The sequence below is a fragment of the Streptomyces sp. NPDC048297 genome, from assembly GCF_043201585.1.
In the GTDB taxonomy this organism is placed as follows: Bacteria; Actinomycetota; Actinomycetes; order Streptomycetales; family Streptomycetaceae; genus Streptomyces.
The window spans coordinates 62,003-84,415 of sequence record NZ_JBICZA010000021.1 but is presented as its reverse complement, the minus strand read 5'-3'; the positions used below and the strand labels follow the sequence as shown (position 1 = coordinate 84,415).

The window sequence follows — 22,413 nt, the reverse complement described above, 5'->3', positions numbered from 1 at the left end:
TCGGTGACGGATGGCTTCGAGGATCCGGGCGCCGCGGCGACCGCTCAGCTGCCGGCCGTCGTCGCCCGCGTCACCGCGCTCGCCGACCGGCTCGGCGTGCCGCACGCCGAGGTCATCGACGTCGGGCGGCTCTCGGTCGCCTGCGGTGTCCCCGAACCGGTGGTGGGGGCCCTGCTCGGCGGCCGGCCCGCGGGCGGGCGGGACGTGCAGGCCCGTTTCCTGCAGCGCCTCGACCTGCTGCGCCGCACCCGGCTGAAGCCGGGTGGCCGGAAGTACACCCAGCAGGAGATCGCCGACGGCGCGGGCATGTCACGGCAGCAGGCCGGCGCCCTCATCAACGGCGACCGGCGGCCCACCATGGAGCACTGCGACGCGCTGCAGCGGTTCTTCCGCGTGCACGCGGGCTTCCTGACGGCGGAGGATCCGGAGGCGCTGGCGGGAGCGTTGCAGCGCACCGAGCAGGAGTTGCTGCACAAGCTCGCCGACCGGGAGCGGGCGGCGGAGGCCGCCGCCGAGGATCCGCTGGAGCGGCTGCTGCAGGACCACGGCGTGCGCGGAATCGCCTGGCGCGCGGCTCAACTCCCCACCGACCAGCACCGGGACAAGGTCGCGGAGTGGCTCGACATGCTGCTGGAGAGCGTCAAGCGCCCCGAGTCCTGAGCCGGTTGCGCCGCAGATGCCGCACGCCCCCGCGGGCGACGGTCCGCACGCCCCCGCGGGCGACGGTCCGCACGCCCCCGCGGGCGACGGTCCGCCTGCGCCGAGCGGGCGAACCCGCGCGCACGGACCCCCGGTCGGGCGACGACCCGCAGGCGGCCACAAGGGCGTTGTCAGCGGCGGACGGCAAGCTGGACACGTGCGCCGTACGACGCGGCGCACGGCGCCGCAGGGCGCGTGATCCGTGACGCCGAACCGGGGAGAGCCGACCGATGCACACCGCCGTACTGACGGACCGTGAACGCACCGCCGTCCAGGCCTATCTGCGCCTGCTGCACACCGTGCGCGCCGCCTTCGACGCACCGCCCGGCAGCCCCGGGCCCGTCGTCCTGCCGCCCGCCGTGCTGGCCGAGGCGGACGGGGCGCTGACGCGTGCCGGACTCGCGGGAAACGAGGAGGAGTTCTTCCGGCTGGTGCGCGAGTGGTGCCCGCGGGAGTGAGGCCGGCGCGCCCGGTTGTCGCGCGGGACGGAGTTGTCGCGCGGGGCGGACTGCGGGGGCCTGCGGAGGGTCTGCGGAGGGCTTCGCGTGGACGGTGCTCAGGGGTGAGGGACGCTCACCGCGGTCAGGACCAGGCCGTCCTGGATCAGCCAGCGGCCCTCGAAGCCGCTCAGGCGGGTGCCGCCCACCACCGGTCCGGGGACGAGGAGCCGGGCGTGGAAACGGCCGCGGGTGCCGTCGCCGGGAGCGGGGACGAGGTCGATGTCGGCCTCGGAGAAGTCGAGCCAGGCGCGCGTGAGCGGGAACCACGCCTTGTACACGGACTCCTTCGCGCTGAACAGCAGCCGGTCCCAGTGGACGGCGGGACGCTCGGCGCCCAGCGTGCGGTGCCGGTCCCGCTCCGGGGGCAGTGAGATGGCGGGGAAGACACCGTCCGGCAGTTCCGCGTGCTCCTCGCCGTCGATCCCGAGGGAGGCGAGGTCGGCGGTGCGCGCCAGGGCGGCGGCGCGGTAGCCGTCGCAGTGGGTCATGCTGCCGACCAGCCCCTGCGGCCAGCGCGGGGCGCCGCGCTCGCCGGTCAGGACGGGCTGCGGGGGCACTCCGAGCTTCTCCATGGCACTGCGGGCACAGACGCGGACGGCCGTGAACTCCAGGCGCCGCTTGGCCACCGCGCGTGCCACGAGCGGCTGTTCCTCCGGGTACAGCGAGCCGGTCTCCGCCCCCGGGTCACCGAACGCCTCCACGGCCACGACCGACTCCGGGAGCAGTTCCTCGATCACCGGGTCCGACCTCCATCGGCAGTATGCGGCGCAGTCGTCCGGGGCTGTCCGGGCGTTTCTGCCACTCGCGTGGGTACCCCACGGAGACCTCTTCGAAGCGGACGCCGTCCAGCCAGGTGGTCCGCGGGATGTGCAGATGGCCGTAGACGTTGGTGGTGACGCGGAACCGGCGGTGCCAGTCGGCGGTGAGCTCGGTGCCGCACCACATGGCGAACTCCGGGTGCCACAGCACGTCCATCGGGTGCCGGTCCAGCGGGTAGTGGCCCGCGAGCACGGTCGGCAGGTCCTCGGGCAGTTCGGCGAGCCTGCGCTCGGTCTCGGCGACGCGGGCGCGGCACCAGTCCTCGCGGGTCGGGTAGGGGTCGGGGTGCAGCAGGTACTCGTCGCTGCAGACGATGCCGGTGCTGTACGCGTATGCCAGGCCCTCCTCCTTGGTGGCGGAGCCGGCCGGCAGGAAGGAGTAGTCGTACAGCAGGAACAGGGGTGCGACGACGACCGGTCCGCCGGGGCCGCGCCACACGGGGTAGGGGTCCTCGGGGGTGAGCACGCCGAGTTCGCGGCACAGGGCGACGAGATGCTCGTAGCGAGCGACGCCGCGCAGGGTGACGGGGTCGCGCGGGTGGGTCCACAGGTCGTGGTTGCCGGGTGCCCACAGGACGGTGTGGAAGCGGTCCGCGAGGGTGGCGAGGGTCCAGCGGATGTCGTCGACCGTCTCGGCGATGTCCCCGGCCACGATCAGCCAGTCGTCGTCGCCGGTCGGGCGCATGCCCTCGACGAGGGCGCGGTTCTCGGGGTACGTGATGTGCAGGTCGCTGATGGCCAGCAGCTGTCCGGACCCGGCCGTCGGCTCCACCCCGTCTCCTTCCCAGCGTCGCGTCGCTCCACGACAGCACATGTCGCCGCACGGGGCAAGGGGAGCACGGACCGTGGAACGGCCGGACGGTAGCGGGTGAAGGCGCGGGCGCCGGGCGGCGAAGGGCCGGACGGGGGCCGGTGAAGGGCCGGACAGTGGCCGGAGAAGGGTCGGACAGTGGCCGGAGAAGGGCTGGAGAGTGGCTGTCCAGGGGGCGAAGAATTCCGTAACACCGGCGTTGCACGAGCACGCCTTTGAAAGCCGTATGATCGCCCCAACACCACCGCCCAACTCCCTTTTCCCCAGGGCGGTTCGGTGTCCCTTCCTCCCTCTTGCCCGGGCACGGGCCGCTGAGTCCTGCCGTCCTGCCCGAAAACCGTGAAAGGCGGCCTGCATGATCTCTCGCGTACGCGTCTGGCTCAACCGCACGTACGCGGAGAACGTGTTCTTCATGGATCAGCTGCGGAGAAATCCCAGCGACCGCGCGGTCGAGATCCACGCCACCCACGGTGACCCCGACTCCCCGGTGCTGGCCGCCGCCGACACCGCCGACCTGGAGCCGGAGGGCCTGTCCCCGGCCGCCTACGTCGAGTACGCGCTCGACCAGTGCCAGCGCCGTGGCATCGATGTCTTCGTGCCCCGGCTGCACCAGGCGGCGATCGTGGCGCACCGCGCCGACTTCGAGGCGGTGGGTACGGCGCTGCTGGCGCCGACGCCGCAGGCGATGGCCGTCTTCGAGGACAAGGCGACCGCGTACGAGGCGGTCAGCTCGGTGGGCGTCCCGGTACCGCCGTGGTTCCGGGTGCGTACGGCGGAGGAACTCGTCGCGGCCGTCGAGGAGTTGGAGGCGGAGGGGCACCGGGCCTGCTTCAAGCCGGCCGTCGGCGCGGGCGGGGTGGGCTTCCGGGTGATCACCCGCGCCCCCTTCTCGCTCATGCACCTGAACGGCTTCCCCGGCCCGCACGTCCAGCTGGACCTGGTCGTCGAGGCGCTGCGGCGGGCGGAGGAGCCGGTGGACTGGCTGGTGATGCCGAGGCTGGAGCAGCCGGAGGTGTCGGTGGACTGCCTGACCGGTGAGGACAACCTGATCCGGATGGCGGTGGGCCGCACCAAGAACGGCCGGCGGCGCGGCTTCACCCTGCACGAGCAGTGGCTGGAGCCGGCCCGGCTGATCGCGGAGGGGTTCGGGCTGCACCACCTGTCCAACATCCAGTTCCGGATGCTCGGTGACCGTCCCGTGCTGCTCGACGTCAACACGAGGCCCGCCGGCGGCCTGCACCAGCTGTCACTGTGTGGGGTGAACGCGCCGTGGGCCGCGGTGCGGCTGGCGCTGGGCGAGGACCCTGGGATGGTCGAGCCGCCGTTCCTGGGGCAGGACTACACGGTGGTGTCGGGGCCGCGTCCCCTGCTCATGGCGTCCCTGCCGCAGCAACGCGTCCAGGAGGCACAGGTGGTGGTGCCGGCGCCGCCGGCTCCTGTGCAACCCGCTTCGGCGGCCGAGGTCCTGCCCCTCTAGTCGGCACGCCGCGTGCGGGTCGCCATCGGCCGCCCGCGCCCACGCGGTGGAGCCGTGTCCCCCACAGCCCGGCGCCCCTCTCGCGGCGCCCCACCTCCCCGGTACGGACCAGTTCGGCTCATCTCCTTGACAGCTTGATTGGTCCATACCAACTTATGTGACGCACCGCTTCCGCACTCCCCTGCACTCCCGAACACCCCCATCCCCACAGGGAGATCGCGTGCGTCACACACTCGGGCGTCCCAGACGCCGGTTCCTCGCCCTGCTCGGCTCCGCCGCTCTCGCACTCGGCGGGGCCATCGCGCTGCCGGGCACCGCTCAAGCGGCCAACATCCTCACCAACGCCGGTTTCGAGTCGGGGAGTCTCTCCCCCTGGAGCTGTACCGGCAATCTCGGTTCCGTCGTCTCCTCTCCCGTCCACGGCGGCTCCAAGGCCCTTCAAGGCGCCGCGTCCGACAGCGACAACGCGCAGTGCACCCAGACCGTCGCGGTCCAGCCGAACACGACGTACAGCCTCAGCGGCTGGGTCCGCGGCTCGTACGTCTACCTCGGCGTGGACGGCGGCGCCTCCACCTGGACGACGTCCCCGTCCGCGTACAGCCCGCTCACCGTCTCCTTCACCACCGGCGCCTCGCAGACCAGCGCGACCATCTATGTGCACGGCTGGTACGCCCAGGGCACCTACTGGGCCGACGACATCAGCCTGGACGGTCCGGGCGGCGGCGGAGGCGGCGGGGACACCCAGGCGCCGACCGCGCCCGGCGGGCTCACCTCGACCGGCAAAACATCGTCCAGCGTGTCCCTCGGCTGGAACCCCGCGACGGACAACGTGGGCGTCACGGCGTACGACGTCTACAACGGCTCGTCCCTGGTCACCAGCGTCTCCGGCACGTCCGCCACCGTCGGCGGGCTCTCGCCGAGCACGTCGTACACCTTCACGGTGAAGGCACGCGACGCGGCCGGGAACACCTCGCCGGCCTCCAACTCCGTGAGCGTCACGACGGACGCGGGCTCGGGCGGCGGCACCGGGTTCAAGCAGGCGGCGCCGTACCTGTACGAGGGCTGGGGCGATCCGCCGGATCCGACGACGGTGATGAGCGCGACCGGGATCAAGTGGTTCACCATGGCGTTCGTGCTGGATTCCGGCGGCTGCACCCCCGCCTGGGACGGCAGCCGGCCGCTGACCGGCGGCGCGGACCAGAGCGCCATCAACAAGATCCGCTCGGCGGGCGGTGACATCGTCCCGTCGTTCGGCGGCTGGCAGGGCAGCAAGCTCGGCGCCAACTGCTCCTCCGCGAGCGCGCTCGCCGGAGCCCTGCAGAAGGTGATCAACGCATACGGCCTCAAGGCGATCGACATGGACATCGAGAACACGGACGAGTTCGAGAACGAGGCCGTACAGGCGAGGATCCTGACCGCGCTGAAGACGGTCAAGGCCAACAACCCCGGCCTGAAGACCATCGTCACCTTCGGCACCTCGACCACCGGCCCGACCTACTACGGCAACCGGCTCATCGAGCAGGCCCAGTCGCTCGGCGCGAACATCGACGTGTTCACGATCATGCCGTTCGACTTCGGCGGCGGCTCGGACATGTACGGCAACACGGTGAACGCGGCGGAGGGGCTGAAGGCCAAGCTCAAGTCGACCTTCGGCTGGGACGACGCCACGGCGTACTCCCACATCGGCATCTCCGGCATGAACGGCGTGTCGGACCAGCAGGAGACCACCACCGCGGCGATCTGGACCCAGATCCGCGACTACGCGAACGCACACCACCTCGCGCGGCTCGCCTTCTGGTCCGTCAACCGTGACCGCCCGTGCCCGGGCGGCGGCGTGGTCGAGAACTGCTCCGGCATCAGCCAGAGCACGTGGCAGTTCACCTCGATCACGGCCGGCTTCACCGGCTGACCCCTCCCGGATCCCCGGAAGTCCTGATCCCCGGAAGTCCGGCGGCAGGCCACCGCAGCGGGTCACAGGAAGCCCTCCGCCCAGGCCGCGTTCCAGGAGCGCGACCAGCACCGGAACGGCTGCCTGTGACCCGCTACCTCAGATACGCCAGGCCCGGGTGCACCGCGGTGTAGCCGTCGACGAGGCGGCGGGCCACGTCGACCGAGTCGACGAGGGGGTGCAGGGCGAACGCCTTGACGGCGGTCGCGCGCGAGCCGGACCCGGCGGCGGCGAGCACCTCGCGTTCGACGGCCTTCACCGCGCAGACCAGTCCGGTGGCGTGGCCGGGCAGCGGGTCGACGGTGAGCGGGTGGGCGCCGTTGGCGTCGACGAGACACGGCACCTCGATCACGGCGTCGGCGTCGAGTGCGGCGAGGGTGGAGCGGTTGCGGACGTTCAGGATGAGCGTGGCGCGCTCGTCCCGGGCGATGGCCCGCATCAGGGCGAGGGCGACCTTCTCGTACCCGCCGGACAGGTCGTCCTCCTCGCGTTCGCCCGCACCCGCCGCCTCCCGGTTCTCGGACATGTACGTCGCCTCGCGCTCGGCGCGGGTGCGGTCCCAGGCGGCCAGCGCGGGGACGCCGGGGTCCGTCGCCTCCTCGTAGAAGCGGGCCTGCTGGTCGCGCAGGAACGCGCCGCGTGTCTGCTCGGCCTCCTGGTAGGCGCGGACGGTCTCCCGGTTGAAGTAGTAGTAGTGCAGGTACTCGTTGGGGACGGCGCCGAGGGAGCGGAGCCAGTCGGCGCCGAAGAGCCGGCCCTCCTCGAAGGAGCCCAGCAGGGCCGGGTCGGCGAGCAGCCGCGGCAGTTCGTCGCGCCCGGCGATCCGCAGGCCGCGCACCCAGCCGAGGTGGTTGAGGCCGACGTAGTCGATATAGGCCTCGCCGGGGTCGGCGCCGAGGACGCGGGCGATACGGCGGCCGAGGCCGACCGGTGAGTCGCAGATGCCGATGACCCGGTCGCCGAGGTGCCGGGACATGGCCTCGGTGACGAGTCCGGCCGGGTTGGTGAAGTTGATGACCCACGCGTCGGGGGCGAGCCGCGCCACGCGCCGGGCGATGTCCACGGCGACGGGGACGGTCCGCAGGCCGTAGGCGATGCCGCCGGCGCCGACCGTCTCCTGTCCGAGGACGCCCTCGGCGAGGGCGACCCGCTCGTCGTCGGCGCGGCCCTGCAGACCGCCGACCCGGATCGCGGAGAAGACGAAGTCGGCGCCGCGCAGGGCCTCGTCGAGGTCGGTCGTGGCGGTCACCGTGGGCGCGTCCGGGACACCGGCGGCCTGTTCCGCCAGGACCCGGGTCACCGCACGCAGCCGGTCGCCGTCCAGGTCGTGCAGGACGACCTCCGTGACCCGCCCCTCGGCGTGGTCGGCCAGCAGTGCACCGTGGACGAGCGGCACCCGGAACCCGCCGCCACCCAGAATCGTCAGCCTCACAGTCGCACCCTAGAGGACGGCCGGGCCGGGCGGCCCGCTCCCGCCGACCACTGCGCGGCCATCGAGACCACGTCCGCCCTTCAGAGCGGCTTCATCCGCGGGTCCCGGGACCAGGGGATTCTGCGGAGCGTGAGCGAGGGAATTGCGCGAAGCGTGCGCGGGGGAAGAGACGTCGGGAGCGCGGCGTGCGCGCCCTTGGACGCGGTCGCCCAGGTCGCCCCAGCCGCCCTGGCTGCCCCGGTCGCCCCGGTCGGCATCCGGTGCTTCCGGCACGAGGGGATCGTCCTCACCAATCGGCAGCGCGGCCGTGGCCTGGAGTGGCTGGCGGGAGCGTGGGAGCTGGTTCCGGCCGACGGCCGCGTGCTGCGCGCACCGGCCGAGCTGCCCGCTCTGTGTGCGGGCGAGACCGCCGCCGTACCGCTCCCCTTCGCGCTGCCGCGGGACGGCGGCGAGATGTGGCTGACGTTGCGGGTGACGGCCGCCGTGGACGGGCCGTGGGCGCCGTACGGCACCGAGGTGTGCGCGCCCCGGGTACTCCTGTGCGGGGCGACCGCCGCACCGGAGCGGCAACCGGTCGACGCGCCCTCGGCACACCCCGGCGAACCGGTACGGCAGCCGGGCCGCCTGCTGCACCTCGCCCCCGCCCACCGGAGCCCCCGCACCACCACTCCCCCACGGCTTCACGCAGTGAACTCCCTTGAAGCAGACGGAGTTCGCTTGCTTTGACTCTTGACGACCGCGGAGGCGGGGAGCACATTGGCGGCACCCTTGAGAGCGCTCTCAAGGGTGCCCGCGCGTCTCATCGCGTACCCGAGAGGCACCCCCCATGAGTGAAACCTCCGGTATATCGCCCACGGACGGCAGACACCCGCACACCCCCACCCGGCGACGGCGTTCCGTCCGCCGCGCTCTTCGTGAACGTGAACTGGTTCGACTTCGGTCACTGACCGGACGCGGGCCGCCCTCGAACGGCCGAGTGGCCAAGCGGGTCCGGCGAAGTCCGGGGGCGGTTCAGTTGCCGAGGTGCCCGCCCCGGGGCTCTCGCCGCCCAGCCGGCCACCGCCGGTGTGCCGCGGTTCCTGCCGGGCCTGTCGACCGGCAGGCGGCCGGGGCGGTTCGCCGCCGCATCGATTTCACGTACGCCCCGGCCGAGGAACCGGACGATCCCGGCGGCTTCCGGCGCGCGGCTCCTGGTGCGAAGGCCACCGGTGGGTCCCTCGAAGGGATCCACCGGTGGCTTCGTCGCGCACCGGCCCGCGGCTACCCGGCCGTCCCGCCGAAGGGGCACAGCGCGGCGGCCCGTGCCTGCCAGCCGCCCGTACGCTCCGCCGCGGACGTCAGATAGGCGCCGCGACGTGCGCTCATGACCTGGTCGTCCGGGTGGACCTCGATGCCGTCGGTCACCTGCGTGGGGTCGTGCATGAGCACCGGGTCGCCCAGCTCCGCGGGGTCGGCGGCGCGCACCAGTTCCAGACGTCCGGCGACGATCCGTTGCCGGTCCTCGGGCCACAGTGCGGAAATGTCGGTGAGGGAGTCGCCCTCGGCCGACAGCTGCAGCTCCAACCGCCAGGACGCGGGCCCGGCTGCCAGCCGCTCGTCGAGCTCGTCGTAGAGGTACGTGCGCGGCTGCTCGGCCTGTTCCGCGACGGGCATGCCCGCCTCGCCCTCCTCGGGCTCCCAGTGGTAGCGCGCCCACACCCCGTCGCCCGCGCCGTCGACGAAGCGGAAGGCGTGCAGCGCGCGGAACGAGCTGTGGGCGAAACTCGTGGGCGCCGGCTGGGCGCCGAGCAGTTTCAGCACGCGCAGCGATCCCGGATGGGACACCACGAACTCGTGCAACGCCTCCGGGCTCTCGGCGCCCGCACCCAGCAGCCCCGCGACATCGTCCGGCGTGCCCACGGGGAACGCCGGCAGGGTGATGCCTATCAGGTCCGTCACCGTCCCGTCGGGCAGATAGAAACGGGTCGCCATGGCCACGACGGGGCTGGCGGGTGCCTCGGGATCCCCGCTGCCGAACGAGAAGCGTACGGAGGCCGGGACCGGGGTGGTGAAGTGCGCGGCGCGGGAGACCCCGGCCGCCTCGGGCGTCGGGACGAACCTGCCGACATAGAACCGGCCGTCGGCGTGCACCGCCCGGTAGCCGGGGTGGAAGCCGCCGAAGGTGCCGACGTTCTTGTGGATCAGCCCGACGAGTTCGCCGGATCGGTAGAACTGGCCGTGATTCATGTGCTCCCTCTTGTGCGGTGTGGTCAGGAGTCCGGGTCCGCGATCCAGCGCAGGGCCCTCAGGCCCGGTATGAAGCCGTAGTGGCCGCCGCGGGTGACGACGAAGGTCGGCAGGGCACTGAGCGTCCGGCGGATCGGCCGCTGCGGGACGGTGAACGTCCCCGCGCCGCCGTTGGCCCCGATCAGGGGGTCCTTCTGCCCGGTCGCCCCGATCGTGGTCCCCTCGTTGATCCACTGGGTCTGCACGAACTCGAACTGGCGGGACAGATGGGCCCCGATACCGATGAACACGAGGCCGCGGTCCGCTCCGTCGTCCTCGATCACCCCCTGCGGGAGCGGGGGCCCGTAACCGGTGCTGCGGCGCAGGATCCGGTGCAGCCGGTTCGTGCCGATCAGTTCGTCCGCGAAGGCGTCCCGGGGATTCGACCGGCGGATGTGCGAGCCGGCCGGGCAGCGCAGACCGCGGTGGTCCGTGCCGTACCCGAAGGCGTCGCGGCGTTCCGGGTCCGCGCCGAGGACGGGGTCGTCGGCGTCGGGGGCCAGCTCCAGCGGCGCACCGCTGGACCAGCGTCCGACCATCTTCGCCGCGAGGCGCTCCGGGGAGTCCCGGTCCGTCGCGCGGTCCCGTACGTAGCGGCGGAACTCGGCGACCCGCTGATGGAGTTTCAGGAACGCGACGTAACTGCCGTTCCTGCCCAGGATGTCCGGGCCGGGCATCGGCGGGAGCAAGCCGTTCTCGTCGGGATGGCCGAGGACGAACTCGCCTGCCTTCAGCGGGGTCTCGTACGGATCGCGGATGGGCGCTCCGGCGCCCTCGACGGCGGGATTGGCGATGCCGTCGCGGAACCCGAACTGCTCGCGTTCGGTGGGCAGCATGAACGCGTCCTGGCGGTGGATCATCTCCACGGCGCCGGGCCCCTCGCCCGCCCGGACGGCTTGTTCGAGCAGCCGTGCGTGAGGGGGCCCCGGGGGCGAGATGACGGTGAGCATGACGTGGACGTCGGACGTGCCCAGGGGCGCCTCCCAGCGCTCCGGGGCACTGTCGCCGGTCATGCCGAGGAGGTCCGCGCGGGCCGCCATCCCCTCCCGGAACGGCTCCGGGAACCCGGCCAGCGCGGCCTCGGGCACGCCCAGCGCCCGAAGGCCCGGGAACGTCAGGGCGACACTCAGCCAGCCCTCCCGGGAAGGCGCGTCTGTGTCGGCGGCGGACGCGATGTGCGGCACCAGCCGGCGCAGCATCTCCCGCCCGCCGCGGACATCTCTCACGCGGAACAGGTAGTACGTGGCGGCGTAGGGAAACGGGCGTGGGCGCAGGACGCCCGCCTGGATGTCGGCGAGGTCCAGCGTGACGGTGGACGGGGGAATGGTCGTCTCCTTCGCGGGGTGCCGGCCGACGGACCCTGGGCCGTCAGCCGGCCGCCTCGTCCAGCAGCGAGTTGAACGCGGAGACCACCCGCTGGGCTCGCAGCACGTCACGCACCGTCATGTCCGGGTAGACGCGGTAGTACTCGGTGGCCGTGACCTGGTGCCCGGTGAGGAACTCCTTGTAGTCGTCGATGGTGAGCGCGGCGACGCCGTCCTCCTCCGGGAAGCCCTCGCAGTGGATGAGGAAGCGCGACCAGTTGGCGAGTACCTTCGAGCGGGCGAAGTCCTCGATGTACGGGTCCCAGTCGCCGTCGAAGCTCGTCGCGATGAGCAGTCTCGTGTCGTCGTCGAACAGCACGTACCGCGACTCGTGGAGCGTGCCGACCGCGGTGAGGGTCTCCATGCTCACCTTGACGTGCTCCGGGTCGGCGCCCTCCCGGGCGAAGAACTCCCGCAGCGCCTGGCCGCGTCCCTCCTTGACCCGGAGAATGACGCTGAGCTCGCTCACCACACCGGTACGCAGCCCCTTGCGCGGCGTACGGGTCACTGTGGTCTCGGTCATCTCGATCCCCTGTCTCCGGTGGATCCGGTCCGCGCTCCGGTGCCGGGCGCGGCCGCGGGACTGTCCCGCGGCTCCACTGTGGGCGGGAGCGCGGGGCCCTGTGCAAGTCATCTGACTGGTCGGCGCAAAGTCGCTTTCCAGCCAGCTGACCTGCGGTAACACCAGTTAACGGCGGGTCAGGTCCGGTGTATTGGGCACCTGTCGGGCTCGGCGGCCCGCGCCCGCACCGCCCGGCCGGCCCGGTGCATCAGATGTCAGGCTCAGCGCAGTTCCGCCCGGAAGGCGACCGGTGTCTGGCCGGTGTGCAGGTGGAAGAACTTGGAGAAGTTGGCCGCGTCGGGGAAGCCGACGGCGACCCCGACGCGGCCGATCGGCAGGTCGGTGTGGGCGAGGAGCCGCTTGGCCTCCAGGATCACCCGCTTGTCGATGAAGCCCTTCGGGGTCTCGCCGGTGGCCGCGCGGACGGCGCGCACGAGGGTGCGGCGGGAGTAACCGAGCGCGTCCGCGTAGGCGTTGACGCTGTGGTTGGTGGCGAAGTCGCGCTCGACGGCGTCCCGGAAGAGGGTGAAGGTGGAGTCCGGCTGCTCCTGTGCGGCCTTGGCGGAGCTGGCCGCGAGATGGGCGAGGCGCAGCAGGAACGCGGTGAGGCCGTGCCGCAGGACGGCCGTGTGCAGGCTGAGCGGGAGCGTGGTGGTGTCCTCGTACTCGCGGCGCAGTTGGGCGAGAGCGGCGTCGAGGGCGTCGAGTTGGGCCGGGTCGGGGCGCAGCAGGGGCGGGAGGTCGTAGCGGTACAGGCCGGTGGCCTCGACGGTGGCGCGGGGCAGGAAGCCGGGCTGCATGGCGAGGACGGTGCCGCGGTACTCGCTGGTGCGGGAGAAGCGGTGGACCTGCCCGGGGCGGATCCACAGCAGGTCGCCGGCCGCGGCCTCGTACTCGGCGAAGTCGATCATGTGCCGTACGGGGCCGTCCGTGAAGAGCATGACCACGTGGAAGTCGATGCGGTGGACGCGGTCCAGCGGGGCCTCGCCGTGCCATGCGGCGTCGCCGCCCATGGTGCCGATCTGTATGCCGACGCCTCTGACGGCCAGTTCGGTCGGGAAGGGGAACGTCCTGATCCCGTCGCCGCCCTCACCGGCGTCGCCACCCTCACTCACCCGTCCGCCCTGACCGGCCTTTCCGCCCGCACCGGCCTTGCCGCCCTCACTCGCCCTGCCGCCCTCCCGCGTGCCGGCGTCGCCCGCCCTGCCGGTTCTGTCCCTCATGTTCTTTTCGTGCCGTCCCTGTCGCGCGCCGGTGTCCCAGATTCACCACAGGCTGACACACCCCGCCCTTCCGTCGAAAAAGTCAGACTTTTAAGTTTGAACGCGTCCGGCAGCAGAACCGCATCGAACGAGGATTCCTTGAAGATGAGCACGCAGACATCCGACGGCTTCGAGTGGACCGACCTCGACCGGCGAGCCGTGGACACGGCCCGTCTTCTCGCGGCCGACGCCGTGCAGAAGGTCGGCAACGGACACCCTGGCACCGCGATGAGCCTGGCGCCTGCCGCGTACACGATCTTTCAGAAGGTGATGAATCACGACCCGGCCGACCCCGAGTGGACCGGCCGTGACCGCTTCGTCCTCTCCCCCGGCCACACCTCCCTGACGCTCTACACCCAGCTCTTCCTCGCCGGGTACGAGCTGGAGCTGGACGACCTGAAGGCGTTCCGCACGCACGGTTCGAAGACGCCCGGTCACCCCGAGTACGGGCACACCGCCGGCGTCGAGACCACGACCGGGCCGCTCGGCCAGGGCGTGGCCAACGCGGTGGGCATGGCGATGGCGGCCCGATACGAGCGCGGCCTGTTCGACCCGGAGGCCCCCGAGGGCACCTCCCCCTTCGACCACACCGTCTGGGCGATCGTCTCGGACGGCGACCTGGAGGAGGGCGTCTCCGCCGAGGCCTCCTCGATGGCCGGTCACCAGCGGCTCGGCAACCTGGTCTTCCTGTACGACGACAACCACATCTCCATCGAGGGCGACACCGCCACCGCCTTCTCCGAGGACGTGCTGAAGCGGTACGAGGCCTACGGCTGGCACACCCAGCGCGTCGAGCCGACCGCCGAGGGCGACGTCGACGCGCCCGCGCTGTACGCGGCGCTGAAGGCGGCGCAGGCCGAGACCGGGCGGCCCTCGATCATCGCCATGCGCACGATCATCGCCTGGCCCGCCCCGAACGCCCGGAACACCGAGGCCTCCCACGGCTCGGCGCTCGGCGCCGAGGAGATCGCCGCCACCAAGCGTGTCCTCGGCTTCGACCCGGAGCAGAGCTTCGAGGTCGCGGACGAGGTCCTCGCCCACGCCCGCCGGGCCCTTGACCGGGGCGCCGAGGCGCACGCGGCCTGGGACAAGCGGATCGCCGAGTGGCGCACCGCGAACCCGGGGCGGGCCGCGCTCTTCGACCGGATCAGCAAGGGCGAGCTGCCCGAGGGCTGGCAGGACGCGCTGCCGGTGTTCGAGGAGGGCACGTCCGTCGCGACCCGCGCCGCGTCCGGCAAGACGCTGCAGGCGCTCGGCCCGGTCCTGCCCGAGCTGTGGGGAGGCTCCGCCGACCTCGCCGGGTCGAACAACACGACCATCGACAAGAACAGCTCCTTCCTGCCGAAGGGCAACCCGCTGCCCGAGGCCGACCCGTACGGCCGTACCGTCCACTTCGGCATCCGCGAGTTCTCGATGGCGGCGGAGATGAACGGCATCGCCCTGCACGGCAACACCCGCGTCTACGGCGGCACCTTCCTGGTGTTCTCCGACTACATGCGCAACGCCGTACGGATGTCGGCGCTGATGCAGCTGCCGGTGACGTACGTGTGGACGCACGACTCCGTCGGTCTCGGCGAGGACGGCCCCACCCACCAGCCGGTCGAGCACCTGGCCGCGCTGCGCGCGATCCCGGGCCTGAACGTCGTCCGCCCGGCGGACGCCAACGAGACCACGATCGCCTGGGCCGAGATCCTGAAGAGGCACGCCACCGACCCGGCCCCGCACGGGCTCGCGCTGACCCGCCAGGGCGTGCCGGTGTACGCGCCGAACGAGGACGCGGCCAAGGGCGGGTACGTGCTGCGCGAGTCCTCGACCGAGGTCCCGGAGGTGATCCTCATCGCGACCGGCTCCGAGGTGCAGATGGCCGTCGGCGCCCGGGAGCTGCTGGAGGCGGAGGGTGTCGGCACCCGCGTGGTGTCCATGCCGTCCGTGGAGTGGTTCGAGCAGCAGCCGCGCGCCTACCGCGAGAGCGTCCTGCCGCCCGCCGTGAAGGCGCGGGTCGCCGTCGAGGCCGGCATCGCTCTGACCTGGTACCGGTTCGTGGGCGACGCGGGACGGATCGTCTCGCTGGAGCACTTCGGTGCCTCCGCCGACGCGAAGACCCTGTTCGCCGAGTACGGCTTCACCCCCGAGAACGTCGCCGCCGCGGCCCGCGAGTCGCTCGCGGCCACGCGGATCTGATCCCCCGAGTTCGAGCGACGATGCGACAAAGAAGGACGCGACCAAGAAAGATGAGCACTGTGACCGAAGCAATCGCCACCCCCGGAGCCCTGAAGCGTCTCGCCGACGAGGGCGTGTCGGTATGGCTGGACGACCTGTCGCGTCAGCGCATCACCTCGGGCAGCCTCGCCGCGCTGGTGGAAAGCGGCGGCGTCGTCGGCGTCACCACCAACCCGTCGATCTTCCAGGCCGCCATAGGCTCCGGCGAGGGGTACGAGGAGCAGCTGACCGACCTCGCGGTGCGCGGTGTCACGGTCGACGAGGCCGTGCGGATGATGACGACCGCCGACGTGCGGGACGCCTCCGACCTGCTGCGCCCGGTGTACGACGCCTCCCAGGGCCGTGACGGCCGGGTCTCCATCGAGGTCGACCCGCGCCTCGCGCACGAGAGCGCGGCGACCGTCGCGGAGGCCAAGCAGCTGAACTGGCTGGTCGACCGCCCCAACGTGATGATCAAGATCCCGGCGACGAAGGCCGGCCTGCCGGCGATCACCGAGGTCATCGGCCTGGGCATCAGCGTCAACGTGACCCTGATCTTCTCCCTGGAGCGCTACCGCGAGGTCATGGCCGCCTACCTGGCCGGCCTGGAGAAGGCCCGCGAGCGCGGCCTGGACCTGTCGAGGATCCACTCGGTGGCGTCGTTCTTCGTCTCCCGGGTGGACTCGGAGATCGACAAGCGGCTGACCGCCCTCGGCACCGACGAGGCCCTCGCGCTGAAGGGCCGCGCGGCCCTCGCCAACGCCCGCCTCGCCTACGAGGCGTACGAGGAGGTCTTCTCCTCCGACCGCTGGCTGGCCCTCTCCGGTGACAAGGCGAACAAGCAGCGCCCGCTGTGGGCGTCCACCGGTGTGAAGGACCCCGCGTACAAGGACACCCTGTACGTGGACGAGCTGGTCGCGCCCGGCACCGTCAACACGATGCCGGAGGCCACGCTGAACGCCACATCGGACCACGGCGAGATCACCGGCGACACGGTGAGCGGCGGCTACGCGCAGGCCCGCGCCGACCTGGCCGCCGTCGAGCGGCTCGGCATCTCCTACGACGAGGTCGTCCAGCAGCTGGAGGACGAAGGCGTCGCCAAGTTCGAGACGGCCTGGCAGGAGCTGCTGGACGCCGTCACCGAGTCGCTGAGGAGCAAGGGAGTGGACGCGCGATGACCACCGAGCCCGCCGAGCCGAAGACACGCCCCGTCGCGGAGGCACCCGCGCCGGCCGCCCCGGTGGCCCCGGCCGCCCTGGCGGCCGACTGGGCGAACCCGCTGCGGGACGCCCGCGACCGCCGGCTGCCCCGCATCGCGGGCCCGTCCGGACTGGTCATCTTCGGCGTGACCGGCGACCTGTCCCGCAAGAAGCTGATGCCGGCCGTGTACGACCTGGCCAACCGCGGCCTGCTGCCGCCGGGCTTCTCCCTGGTCGGGTTCGCCCGCCGGGACTGGGAGGACCAGGACTTCGCGCAGGTCGTGCACGACGCGGTGAAGGAGCACGCCCGTACCCCGTTCCGGGAGGAGGTGTGGCAGCAACTCGCCGAGGGCATGCGGTTCGTGCCCGGCGACTTCGACGACGACACCGCCTTCAAGCACCTCAAGGGCGCGGTCGACGAGCTGAACGCGTCCCGGGGCACCGGCGGCAACTTCGCCTTCTACCTCTCGGTACCGCCGAAGTTCTTCCCGAAGGTCGTCCAGCAGCTGAAGAAGCACGGCCTGGCGGACGGCCCGGAGGGCTCCTGGCGGCGCGCGGTCATCGAGAAGCCGTTCGGCCACGACCTGGCCAGCGCCCGTGAGCTGAACGCGATCGTGCACGAGGTGTTCGAGCCGGACCAGGTGTTCCGGATCGACCACTACCTCGGCAAGGAGACCGTCCAGAACATCCTGGCGCTGCGCTTCGCCAACCAGATGTACGAGCCGATCTGGAACCGCAGTTACGTCGACCACGTGCAGATCACGATGGCCGAGGACATCGGCATCGGCGGCCGGGCCGGCTACTACGACGGCATCGGCGCCGCCCGTGACGTCATCCAGAACCACCTGCTGCAGCTGATGGCGCTGACCACCATGGAGGAGCCGATCGCGTTCGACGCGGAGGCGCTGCTCACCGAGAAGCTGAAGGTGCTCAAGTCGGTGCGGCTGCCCGACGACCTCGGCGCGCACACCGTACGCGGCCAGTACGCGGACGGCTGGCAGGGCGGCGAGCGGGTCGTCGGCTACCTCGAAGAGGACGGCATCGACCCGAAGTCGAAGACCGACACCTTCGCGGCGATCAAGCTCGGGATCGACAACCGCCGCTGGGCGGGCGTCCCCTTCTATCTGCGCACCGGCAAGCGCCTCGGCCGCCGGGTCACCGAGATCGCGGTCGTCTTCAAGCGGGCCCCGCACTCCCCGTTCGACTCCACCGCCACCGAGGAACTCGGCCAGAACGCGATCGTCATCCGCGTCCAGCCCGACGAGGGCATGACCGTCCGGTTCGGTTCCAAGGTGCCGGGCACGTCGATGGAGATCAGGGACGTGTCCATGGACTTCGCCTACGGCGAGTCGTTCACGGAGTCGAGCCCGGAGGCGTACGAGCGGCTCATCCTGGACGTGCTGCTCGGCGACGCCAACCTGTTCCCCCGGCACCAGGAAGTGGAAGAGTCCTGGAAGATCCTCGACCCCATCGAGGAGTACTGGGCCGCGAACGGCACGCCGGCGCAGTACCCCTCGGGCACCTGGGGCCCGCAGGAAGCGGACGAGATGCTCGCACGAGACGGACGGAGCTGGCGCAGGCCATGAAGATCGACCTGACCGACACCACGGCAAGCAAGATCAACAAGGCGCTGGTCGACGGGCGGCGCGCCATCGGCACCCCGGCCGTGGGCATGGTCCTGACGATGGTCATCGTCACGGACGAGGAGAACGCCTACGACGCGATCAAGGCCGCCGAGGAGGCCTCGCACGAGCACCCCATGCGGACGCTGGTGGTCATCAAGCGGCACGTGCGCACCCTGCGCGACCGCACCGCCTCCCGGCTGGACGCCGAGGTACGGGTCGGCAGCGAGGCCGGCACCGGCGAGACGGTCGTGCTGCGCACCTACGGAGAGGTGTCCGACCACGCCGACTCCGTGGTGCTGCCGCTGCTGCTGCCGGACGCCCCGGTGGTCGTGTGGTGGCCGGTGGACGCGCCCGACGCCCCCGCCAAGGACCCGCTCGGCGCGCTCGCCCAGCGGCGGATCACCGACCTGTACGCGTTCGACAAGCCCATGGAGGTCCTGGAGACCCGGGCGCGCAACTACGCGCCCGGCGACACCGACCTCGCCTGGACCCGGCTGACCCTGTGGCGCTCGATGCTCGCCGCCGCCCTGGACCAGGCGCGCGCGAAGGTGACGTCGGCGGCCGTGGAGGCCGAGGCGGACAACCCCAGCGCCGAACTCCTCGCGCGCTGGCTGGAGGCCCGGCTGAAGGTGCCCGTGGAGCGCGTGGTCACCGGGGGGCCGGTCGTGACGGCCGTACGCCTGGGCACCGCGAACGGCGAGGCCGTCATCGACCGTCCCGAGGGGCCGCTGGCCTCGCTGACCCTGCCGGGCCAGCCGCCGCGCACCCTGGCCCTGAAGGTCCGCCCCACCTCCGAACTCATCGCCGAGGAGCTGCGCCGCCTCGACGCCGACGAGATGTACGCGATCGCCCTCAAGGGCGAGGCCGGCAAGGAGAACGCCTGACATGTCCGACGCACCGTCAGACACCACCCCGCTCGACCGCCGGCCCGAGTGGACGGCGCTCGCCGGCCACCGCGCCGCGGGCGTGCCGTCCCTGCGCGAGCTGTTCGCGGCAGATCCCGGCCGCGCCGAGCGCTACGTCGCCCGGGTCGGCGACCTGCACATCGACTACAGCAAGCACCTGATCACCGACGAGACGCTGCGGCTGCTGCGGGAGTTGGCGGCGGCCACCGACGTCTTCGGCCTCCGCGACGCCATGTTCCGCGGTGACAGGATCAACGTCACCGAGTGGCGGGCGGTGCTGCACACCGCGCTGCGGGCCCCGCGTGACGCGGTGATCGAGGTCGACGGGGAGAACGTCGTCCCGCAGGTGCACGCCGTCCTCGACAAGATGGCAGGCTTCGCCGAGCGGGTCCGCTCGGGCGAGTGGACCGGTCACACCGGCAGCCGGATCCGCAACGTCGTCAACATCGGCATCGGCGGCTCCGACCTCGGCCCGGCGATGGCCTACGAGGTGCTGCGCAGCTTCACCGACCGCGACCTCACGCTCCGCTTCGTCTCCAACGTGGACGGCGCCGACCTGCACGAGGCGACCCGGGACCTGGACCCGGCCGAGACCCTGTTCATCGTCGCGTCCAAGACCTTCACCACGATCGAGACGATCACGAACGCGACCTCGGCCCGCTCCTGGCTGCTGAAGGCCTTCGGGGGCGACGAGAAGGCCGTCGCCAAGCACTTCGTGGCGCTGTCGACCAACGCTGAGAAGGTCGCCGAGTTCGGCATCGACACGGCCAACATGTTCGAGTTCTGGGACTGGGTCGGCGGGCGCTACTCGTACGACTCCGCGATCGGCCTGTCCCTGATGATCGCCATCGGCCCGGACGGCTTCCGGGAGATGCTGAACGGCTTCCGGCTGGTCGACGACCACTTCCGCACCGCCCCGGCCGAGGACAACGCCCCGCTCCTGCTGGGCCTGTTGGGGATCTGGTACGGCAATTTCTTCGACGCCCAGTCGCACGCGGTCCTGCCGTACAGCCACTACCTGTCGAAGTTCACCGCGTATCTCCAGCAGCTGGACATGGAGTCCAACGGCAAGTCGGTGCAGCGCGACGGCCGTCCGGTTCAGTGGCAGACCGGCCCCGTCGTGTGGGGCACCCCGGGGACCAACGGGCAGCACGCGTACTACCAGTTGATCCACCAGGGCACGAAGATCATTCCGGCCGACTTCATCGGCTTCGCCCGGCCGGTGGCCGAGCTGAGCGGTGAACTCGCCGCCCAGCACGACCTGTTGATGGCCAACTTCTTCGCCCAGACCCAGGCCCTCGCCTTCGGCAAGACCGCCGAGGAGGTCCGCGCGGAGGGCGTGCCCGAGGAGCAGGTGGCGCACCGCACCTTCGCCGGCAGCCACCCCACCACCACGATCCTCGCCCGCGAGCTGACCCCGTCCGTGCTCGGTCAGCTGATCGCCCTCTACGAGCACAAGGTGTTCGTGCAGGGCGCGGTCTGGAACATCGACTCCTTCGACCAGTGGGGCGTGGAGCTGGGCAAGGTCCTCGCCAAGCGCATCGAGCCCGCGCTCACCGGGACGTTCGCGTCGGCCGCCGCCGCGGCGGACGCCGTCCCCGGTCTCGACCCCTCCACCACGGCCCTCGTCGCCGCCTACCGCACCCTCAAGAACGCTCAGGAAGTGAACTGACATGACAGCGATGCAGTTGGGCCTCATCGGTCTCGGCAAGATGGGCGGCAACATGCGCGAGCGGATCCGCCGCGCCGGCCACACCGTCATCGGCTACGACCGCAACCCCGAGGTCTCCGACGTCAAGAGCGTCGCCGAACTGGTCGAGAAGCTGGACGCGCCGCGCACGATCTGGGTGATGGTCCCGGCCGGCACCGCCACCCAGATGGTCATCGACGAGCTGGGCGACCTGCTCTCCCCCGGCGACGTCGTGGTGGACGGCGGCAACTCCCGCTGGACGGACGACGAGAAGCACGCCGCCGCCCTCGGCATCAAGGGCATCGGCTTCGTCGACGCGGGCGTCTCCGGCGGCGTGTGGGGCCTGGAGAACGGCTACGCGCTCATGGTCGGCGGCGACAAGGGGAACGTGGACCGGCTGCTCCCGATCTTCGAGGCGCTCAAGCCGGAGGGCCCGTACGGCTACGTCCACGCGGGCCGGGTCGGCGCCGGGCACTTCTCCAAGATGGTCCACAACGGCATCGAGTACGCCATGATGCAGGCCTACGCCGAGGGCTGGGAGCTGCTGGAGAAGGTCCACTCCGTGGAGAACGTCCGCGAGGTGTTCCGCTCCTGGCAGGAGGGCACGGTCATCCGCTCCTGGCTGCTCGACCTCGCGGTCAACGCCCTGGACGAGGACGAGCACCTGGACAAGCTGCGCGGCTACGCCGAGGACTCGGGCGAGGGCCGCTGGACCGTCGAGGCCGCCATCGACAACGCGGTCCCGCTGCCGGCGATCACCGCCTCCCTGTTCGCGCGGTTCGCCTCCCGCCAGGAGGACTCGCCGCAGATGAAGATGATCGCGGCGCTGCGCAACCAGTTCGGCGGCCACGCCGTGGAGAAGAAGGACTGATCACCGTGGGCGACCTCCTGCTGGTCCGCCACGGCGAGACGGAGTGGAGCCTGTCGGGGAAGCACACCAGCCACACCGACCTGCCGCTCACCACGCGCGGCGAGGAACAGGCCACGTCCCTCGCTCCACTCCTGTCCGGACGGACCTTTGCCCAGGCGCTGACCAGCCCGCTGGACCGCGCGATACGCACCGCCCGACTGGCGGGTCTGACCGGCACGTCGACCGATCCCGACCTCCACGAGTGGGACTACGGCGGCTACGAGGGCATCACCACCGCCGAGATCCACCGCACCCGCCCCGGCTGGGACCTGTGGACCGACGGCGTTCCGCCCGGCCCCGAGGGGCGCCTCGGCGAGACGCCCGAGCAGGTCGGGGAACGCGCCGACCGGGTGCTGGCCCGGCTGGAGAAGTCCCTCATCGGGGACGACGGTGACGTCGTCCTGGTCGCGCACGCCCACTTCCTGCGGGTGCTCACCGCCCGCCGGCTGGGCCTTGCGCCCGCCGACGGCCGCCTGTTCCAGCTGGCGACGGGCACGGTGAGCCGGCTGTCCACGGAACACGGGCGGCCCGTGATCGCCGAGTGGAACAGACACGCCTGAGCGCGGCACCTGCCGTGTCACCGGCCCGGGTCACCTCGTGTGACCCGGGCCGGTGTCGTACGGCCGCCGGGGCGACCGCCGTCGCGGATGAGCTGGTGGACGGATGAGCCGGTGGAAGGCGCCCGGCGCCGGGTACGGGTGTCGGACGCTGGGGACGGGTGTCGGGGGTGTTCGCCGAGTTGACGTA

19 protein-coding genes are annotated in these 22,413 nt (G+C 71.7%); 12 read left to right on the top strand and 7 right to left on the bottom strand.

Annotated elements, in window-relative coordinates:
- The first annotated feature begins 3 nt into the window (after positions 1–3).
- On the top strand, positions 4–660 hold the full coding sequence (locus tag ACGFYV_RS23320; protein WP_393880359.1) for a helix-turn-helix domain-containing protein: 657 nt from the start codon (positions 4–6) through the stop codon (positions 658–660).
- Positions 661–929: 269 nt separating this feature from the next.
- Entirely contained in the window at positions 930–1,157 is a 228-nt protein-coding gene (locus ACGFYV_RS23315) for a hypothetical protein (RefSeq protein ID WP_393880358.1), read from the top strand.
- 98 nt (positions 1,158–1,255) lie between these two features.
- Here ACGFYV_RS23315 and ACGFYV_RS23310 read toward each other — a convergent pair whose 3' ends face one another.
- Positions 1,256–1,936 carry a 4'-phosphopantetheinyl transferase gene (locus ACGFYV_RS23310; protein ID WP_393880357.1) on the bottom strand — a complete coding sequence of 227 codons (681 nt, stop codon included), beginning with the start codon at positions 1,934–1,936 and terminating at the stop codon, positions 1,256–1,258.
- The gene (locus ACGFYV_RS23305) at positions 1,884–2,789 is read right to left on the bottom strand and encodes a metallophosphoesterase family protein (RefSeq protein ID WP_393880356.1); all 906 of its coding nucleotides are present in this window, start codon (positions 2,787–2,789) and stop codon (positions 1,884–1,886) included. The genes ACGFYV_RS23310 and ACGFYV_RS23305 overlap by 53 nt, the downstream gene beginning before the upstream one ends.
- A gap of 394 nt (positions 2,790–3,183) precedes the next feature.
- Between ACGFYV_RS23305 and ACGFYV_RS23300 the strand changes: the two genes are divergently transcribed.
- Positions 3,184–4,305, top strand: a complete 1,122-nt coding sequence (locus ACGFYV_RS23300) for an ATP-grasp domain-containing protein (protein WP_393880355.1) — start codon at positions 3,184–3,186, stop codon at positions 4,303–4,305.
- Positions 4,306–4,525: 220 nt separating this feature from the next.
- A complete protein-coding gene (locus ACGFYV_RS23295) occupies positions 4,526–6,214 on the top strand; it encodes a carbohydrate binding domain-containing protein (protein WP_393880354.1) in 1,689 nt (562 codons plus the stop codon).
- Positions 6,215–6,347: 133 nt separating this feature from the next.
- Here ACGFYV_RS23295 and ACGFYV_RS23290 read toward each other — a convergent pair whose 3' ends face one another.
- A complete protein-coding gene (locus tag ACGFYV_RS23290; RefSeq protein WP_393880353.1) occupies positions 6,348–7,685 on the bottom strand; it encodes a 6-phospho-beta-glucosidase in 1,338 nt (445 codons plus the stop codon).
- Positions 7,686–7,838: 153 nt separating this feature from the next.
- Here ACGFYV_RS23290 and ACGFYV_RS23285 point away from each other — a divergent pair, with 153 nt between their 5' ends.
- The gene (locus ACGFYV_RS23285; protein ID WP_393880352.1) at positions 7,839–8,411 is read left to right on the top strand and encodes a DUF4981 domain-containing protein; all 573 of its coding nucleotides are present in this window, start codon (positions 7,839–7,841) and stop codon (positions 8,409–8,411) included.
- 534 nt (positions 8,412–8,945) lie between these two features.
- Here the strand turns inward: ACGFYV_RS23285 and ACGFYV_RS23280 are convergent.
- The 4 genes from ACGFYV_RS23280 to ACGFYV_RS23265 form a co-directional block, all read right to left on the bottom strand.
- The gene (locus ACGFYV_RS23280) at positions 8,946–9,911 is read right to left on the bottom strand and encodes a catalase (RefSeq protein WP_393880351.1); all 966 of its coding nucleotides are present in this window, start codon (positions 9,909–9,911) and stop codon (positions 8,946–8,948) included.
- A 23-nt stretch (positions 9,912–9,934) separates the two neighbouring features.
- Positions 9,935–11,176, bottom strand: coding sequence for a Dyp-type peroxidase (locus ACGFYV_RS23275; protein ID WP_393880350.1), 1,242 nt, complete (start codon positions 11,174–11,176; stop codon positions 9,935–9,937).
- A gap of 142 nt (positions 11,177–11,318) precedes the next feature.
- A complete protein-coding gene (locus ACGFYV_RS23270) occupies positions 11,319–11,837 on the bottom strand; it encodes a hypothetical protein (protein ID WP_393880349.1) in 519 nt (172 codons plus the stop codon).
- 260 nt (positions 11,838–12,097) lie between these two features.
- Positions 12,098–13,099: a helix-turn-helix domain-containing protein gene (locus ACGFYV_RS23265; protein WP_393880348.1), complete on the bottom strand. Its 1,002-nt coding sequence runs from the start codon at positions 13,097–13,099 to the stop codon at positions 12,098–12,100.
- 144 nt (positions 13,100–13,243) lie between these two features.
- Here ACGFYV_RS23265 and tkt point away from each other — a divergent pair, with 144 nt between their 5' ends.
- The 7 genes from tkt to ACGFYV_RS23230 are packed head-to-tail and all read left to right on the top strand — an operon-like array spanning position 13,244 to position 22,226.
- Positions 13,244–15,319, top strand: coding sequence for a transketolase (gene tkt / locus ACGFYV_RS23260; RefSeq protein ID WP_393880347.1), 2,076 nt, complete (start codon positions 13,244–13,246; stop codon positions 15,317–15,319).
- 50 nt (positions 15,320–15,369) lie between these two features.
- Positions 15,370–16,515, top strand: coding sequence for a transaldolase (gene tal, locus ACGFYV_RS23255; RefSeq protein ID WP_393880346.1), 1,146 nt, complete (start codon positions 15,370–15,372; stop codon positions 16,513–16,515).
- Positions 16,512–18,122: a glucose-6-phosphate dehydrogenase gene (gene zwf, locus ACGFYV_RS23250; RefSeq protein WP_393880345.1), complete on the top strand. Its 1,611-nt coding sequence runs from the start codon at positions 16,512–16,514 to the stop codon at positions 18,120–18,122. Before tal ends, zwf begins: the two co-directional genes overlap by 4 nt.
- The gene (gene opcA, locus ACGFYV_RS23245) at positions 18,119–19,045 is read left to right on the top strand and encodes a glucose-6-phosphate dehydrogenase assembly protein OpcA (protein WP_393880344.1); all 927 of its coding nucleotides are present in this window, start codon (positions 18,119–18,121) and stop codon (positions 19,043–19,045) included. Before zwf ends, opcA begins: the two co-directional genes overlap by 4 nt.
- 1 nt (position 19,046) lies before the next feature.
- Positions 19,047–20,738 (top strand): glucose-6-phosphate isomerase, encoded by a 1,692-nt coding sequence (gene pgi / locus ACGFYV_RS23240; protein ID WP_393880343.1) that lies wholly within the window; start codon positions 19,047–19,049, stop codon positions 20,736–20,738.
- Between the two features lie 10 nt (positions 20,739–20,748).
- Entirely contained in the window at positions 20,749–21,627 is an 879-nt protein-coding gene (gene gnd, locus ACGFYV_RS23235) for a phosphogluconate dehydrogenase (NAD(+)-dependent, decarboxylating) (RefSeq protein ID WP_393880400.1), read from the top strand.
- A gap of 5 nt (positions 21,628–21,632) precedes the next feature.
- Positions 21,633–22,226 (top strand): histidine phosphatase family protein, encoded by a 594-nt coding sequence (locus ACGFYV_RS23230; protein WP_393880342.1) that lies wholly within the window; start codon positions 21,633–21,635, stop codon positions 22,224–22,226.
- The last annotated feature ends 187 nt before the right edge of the window (positions 22,227–22,413 follow it).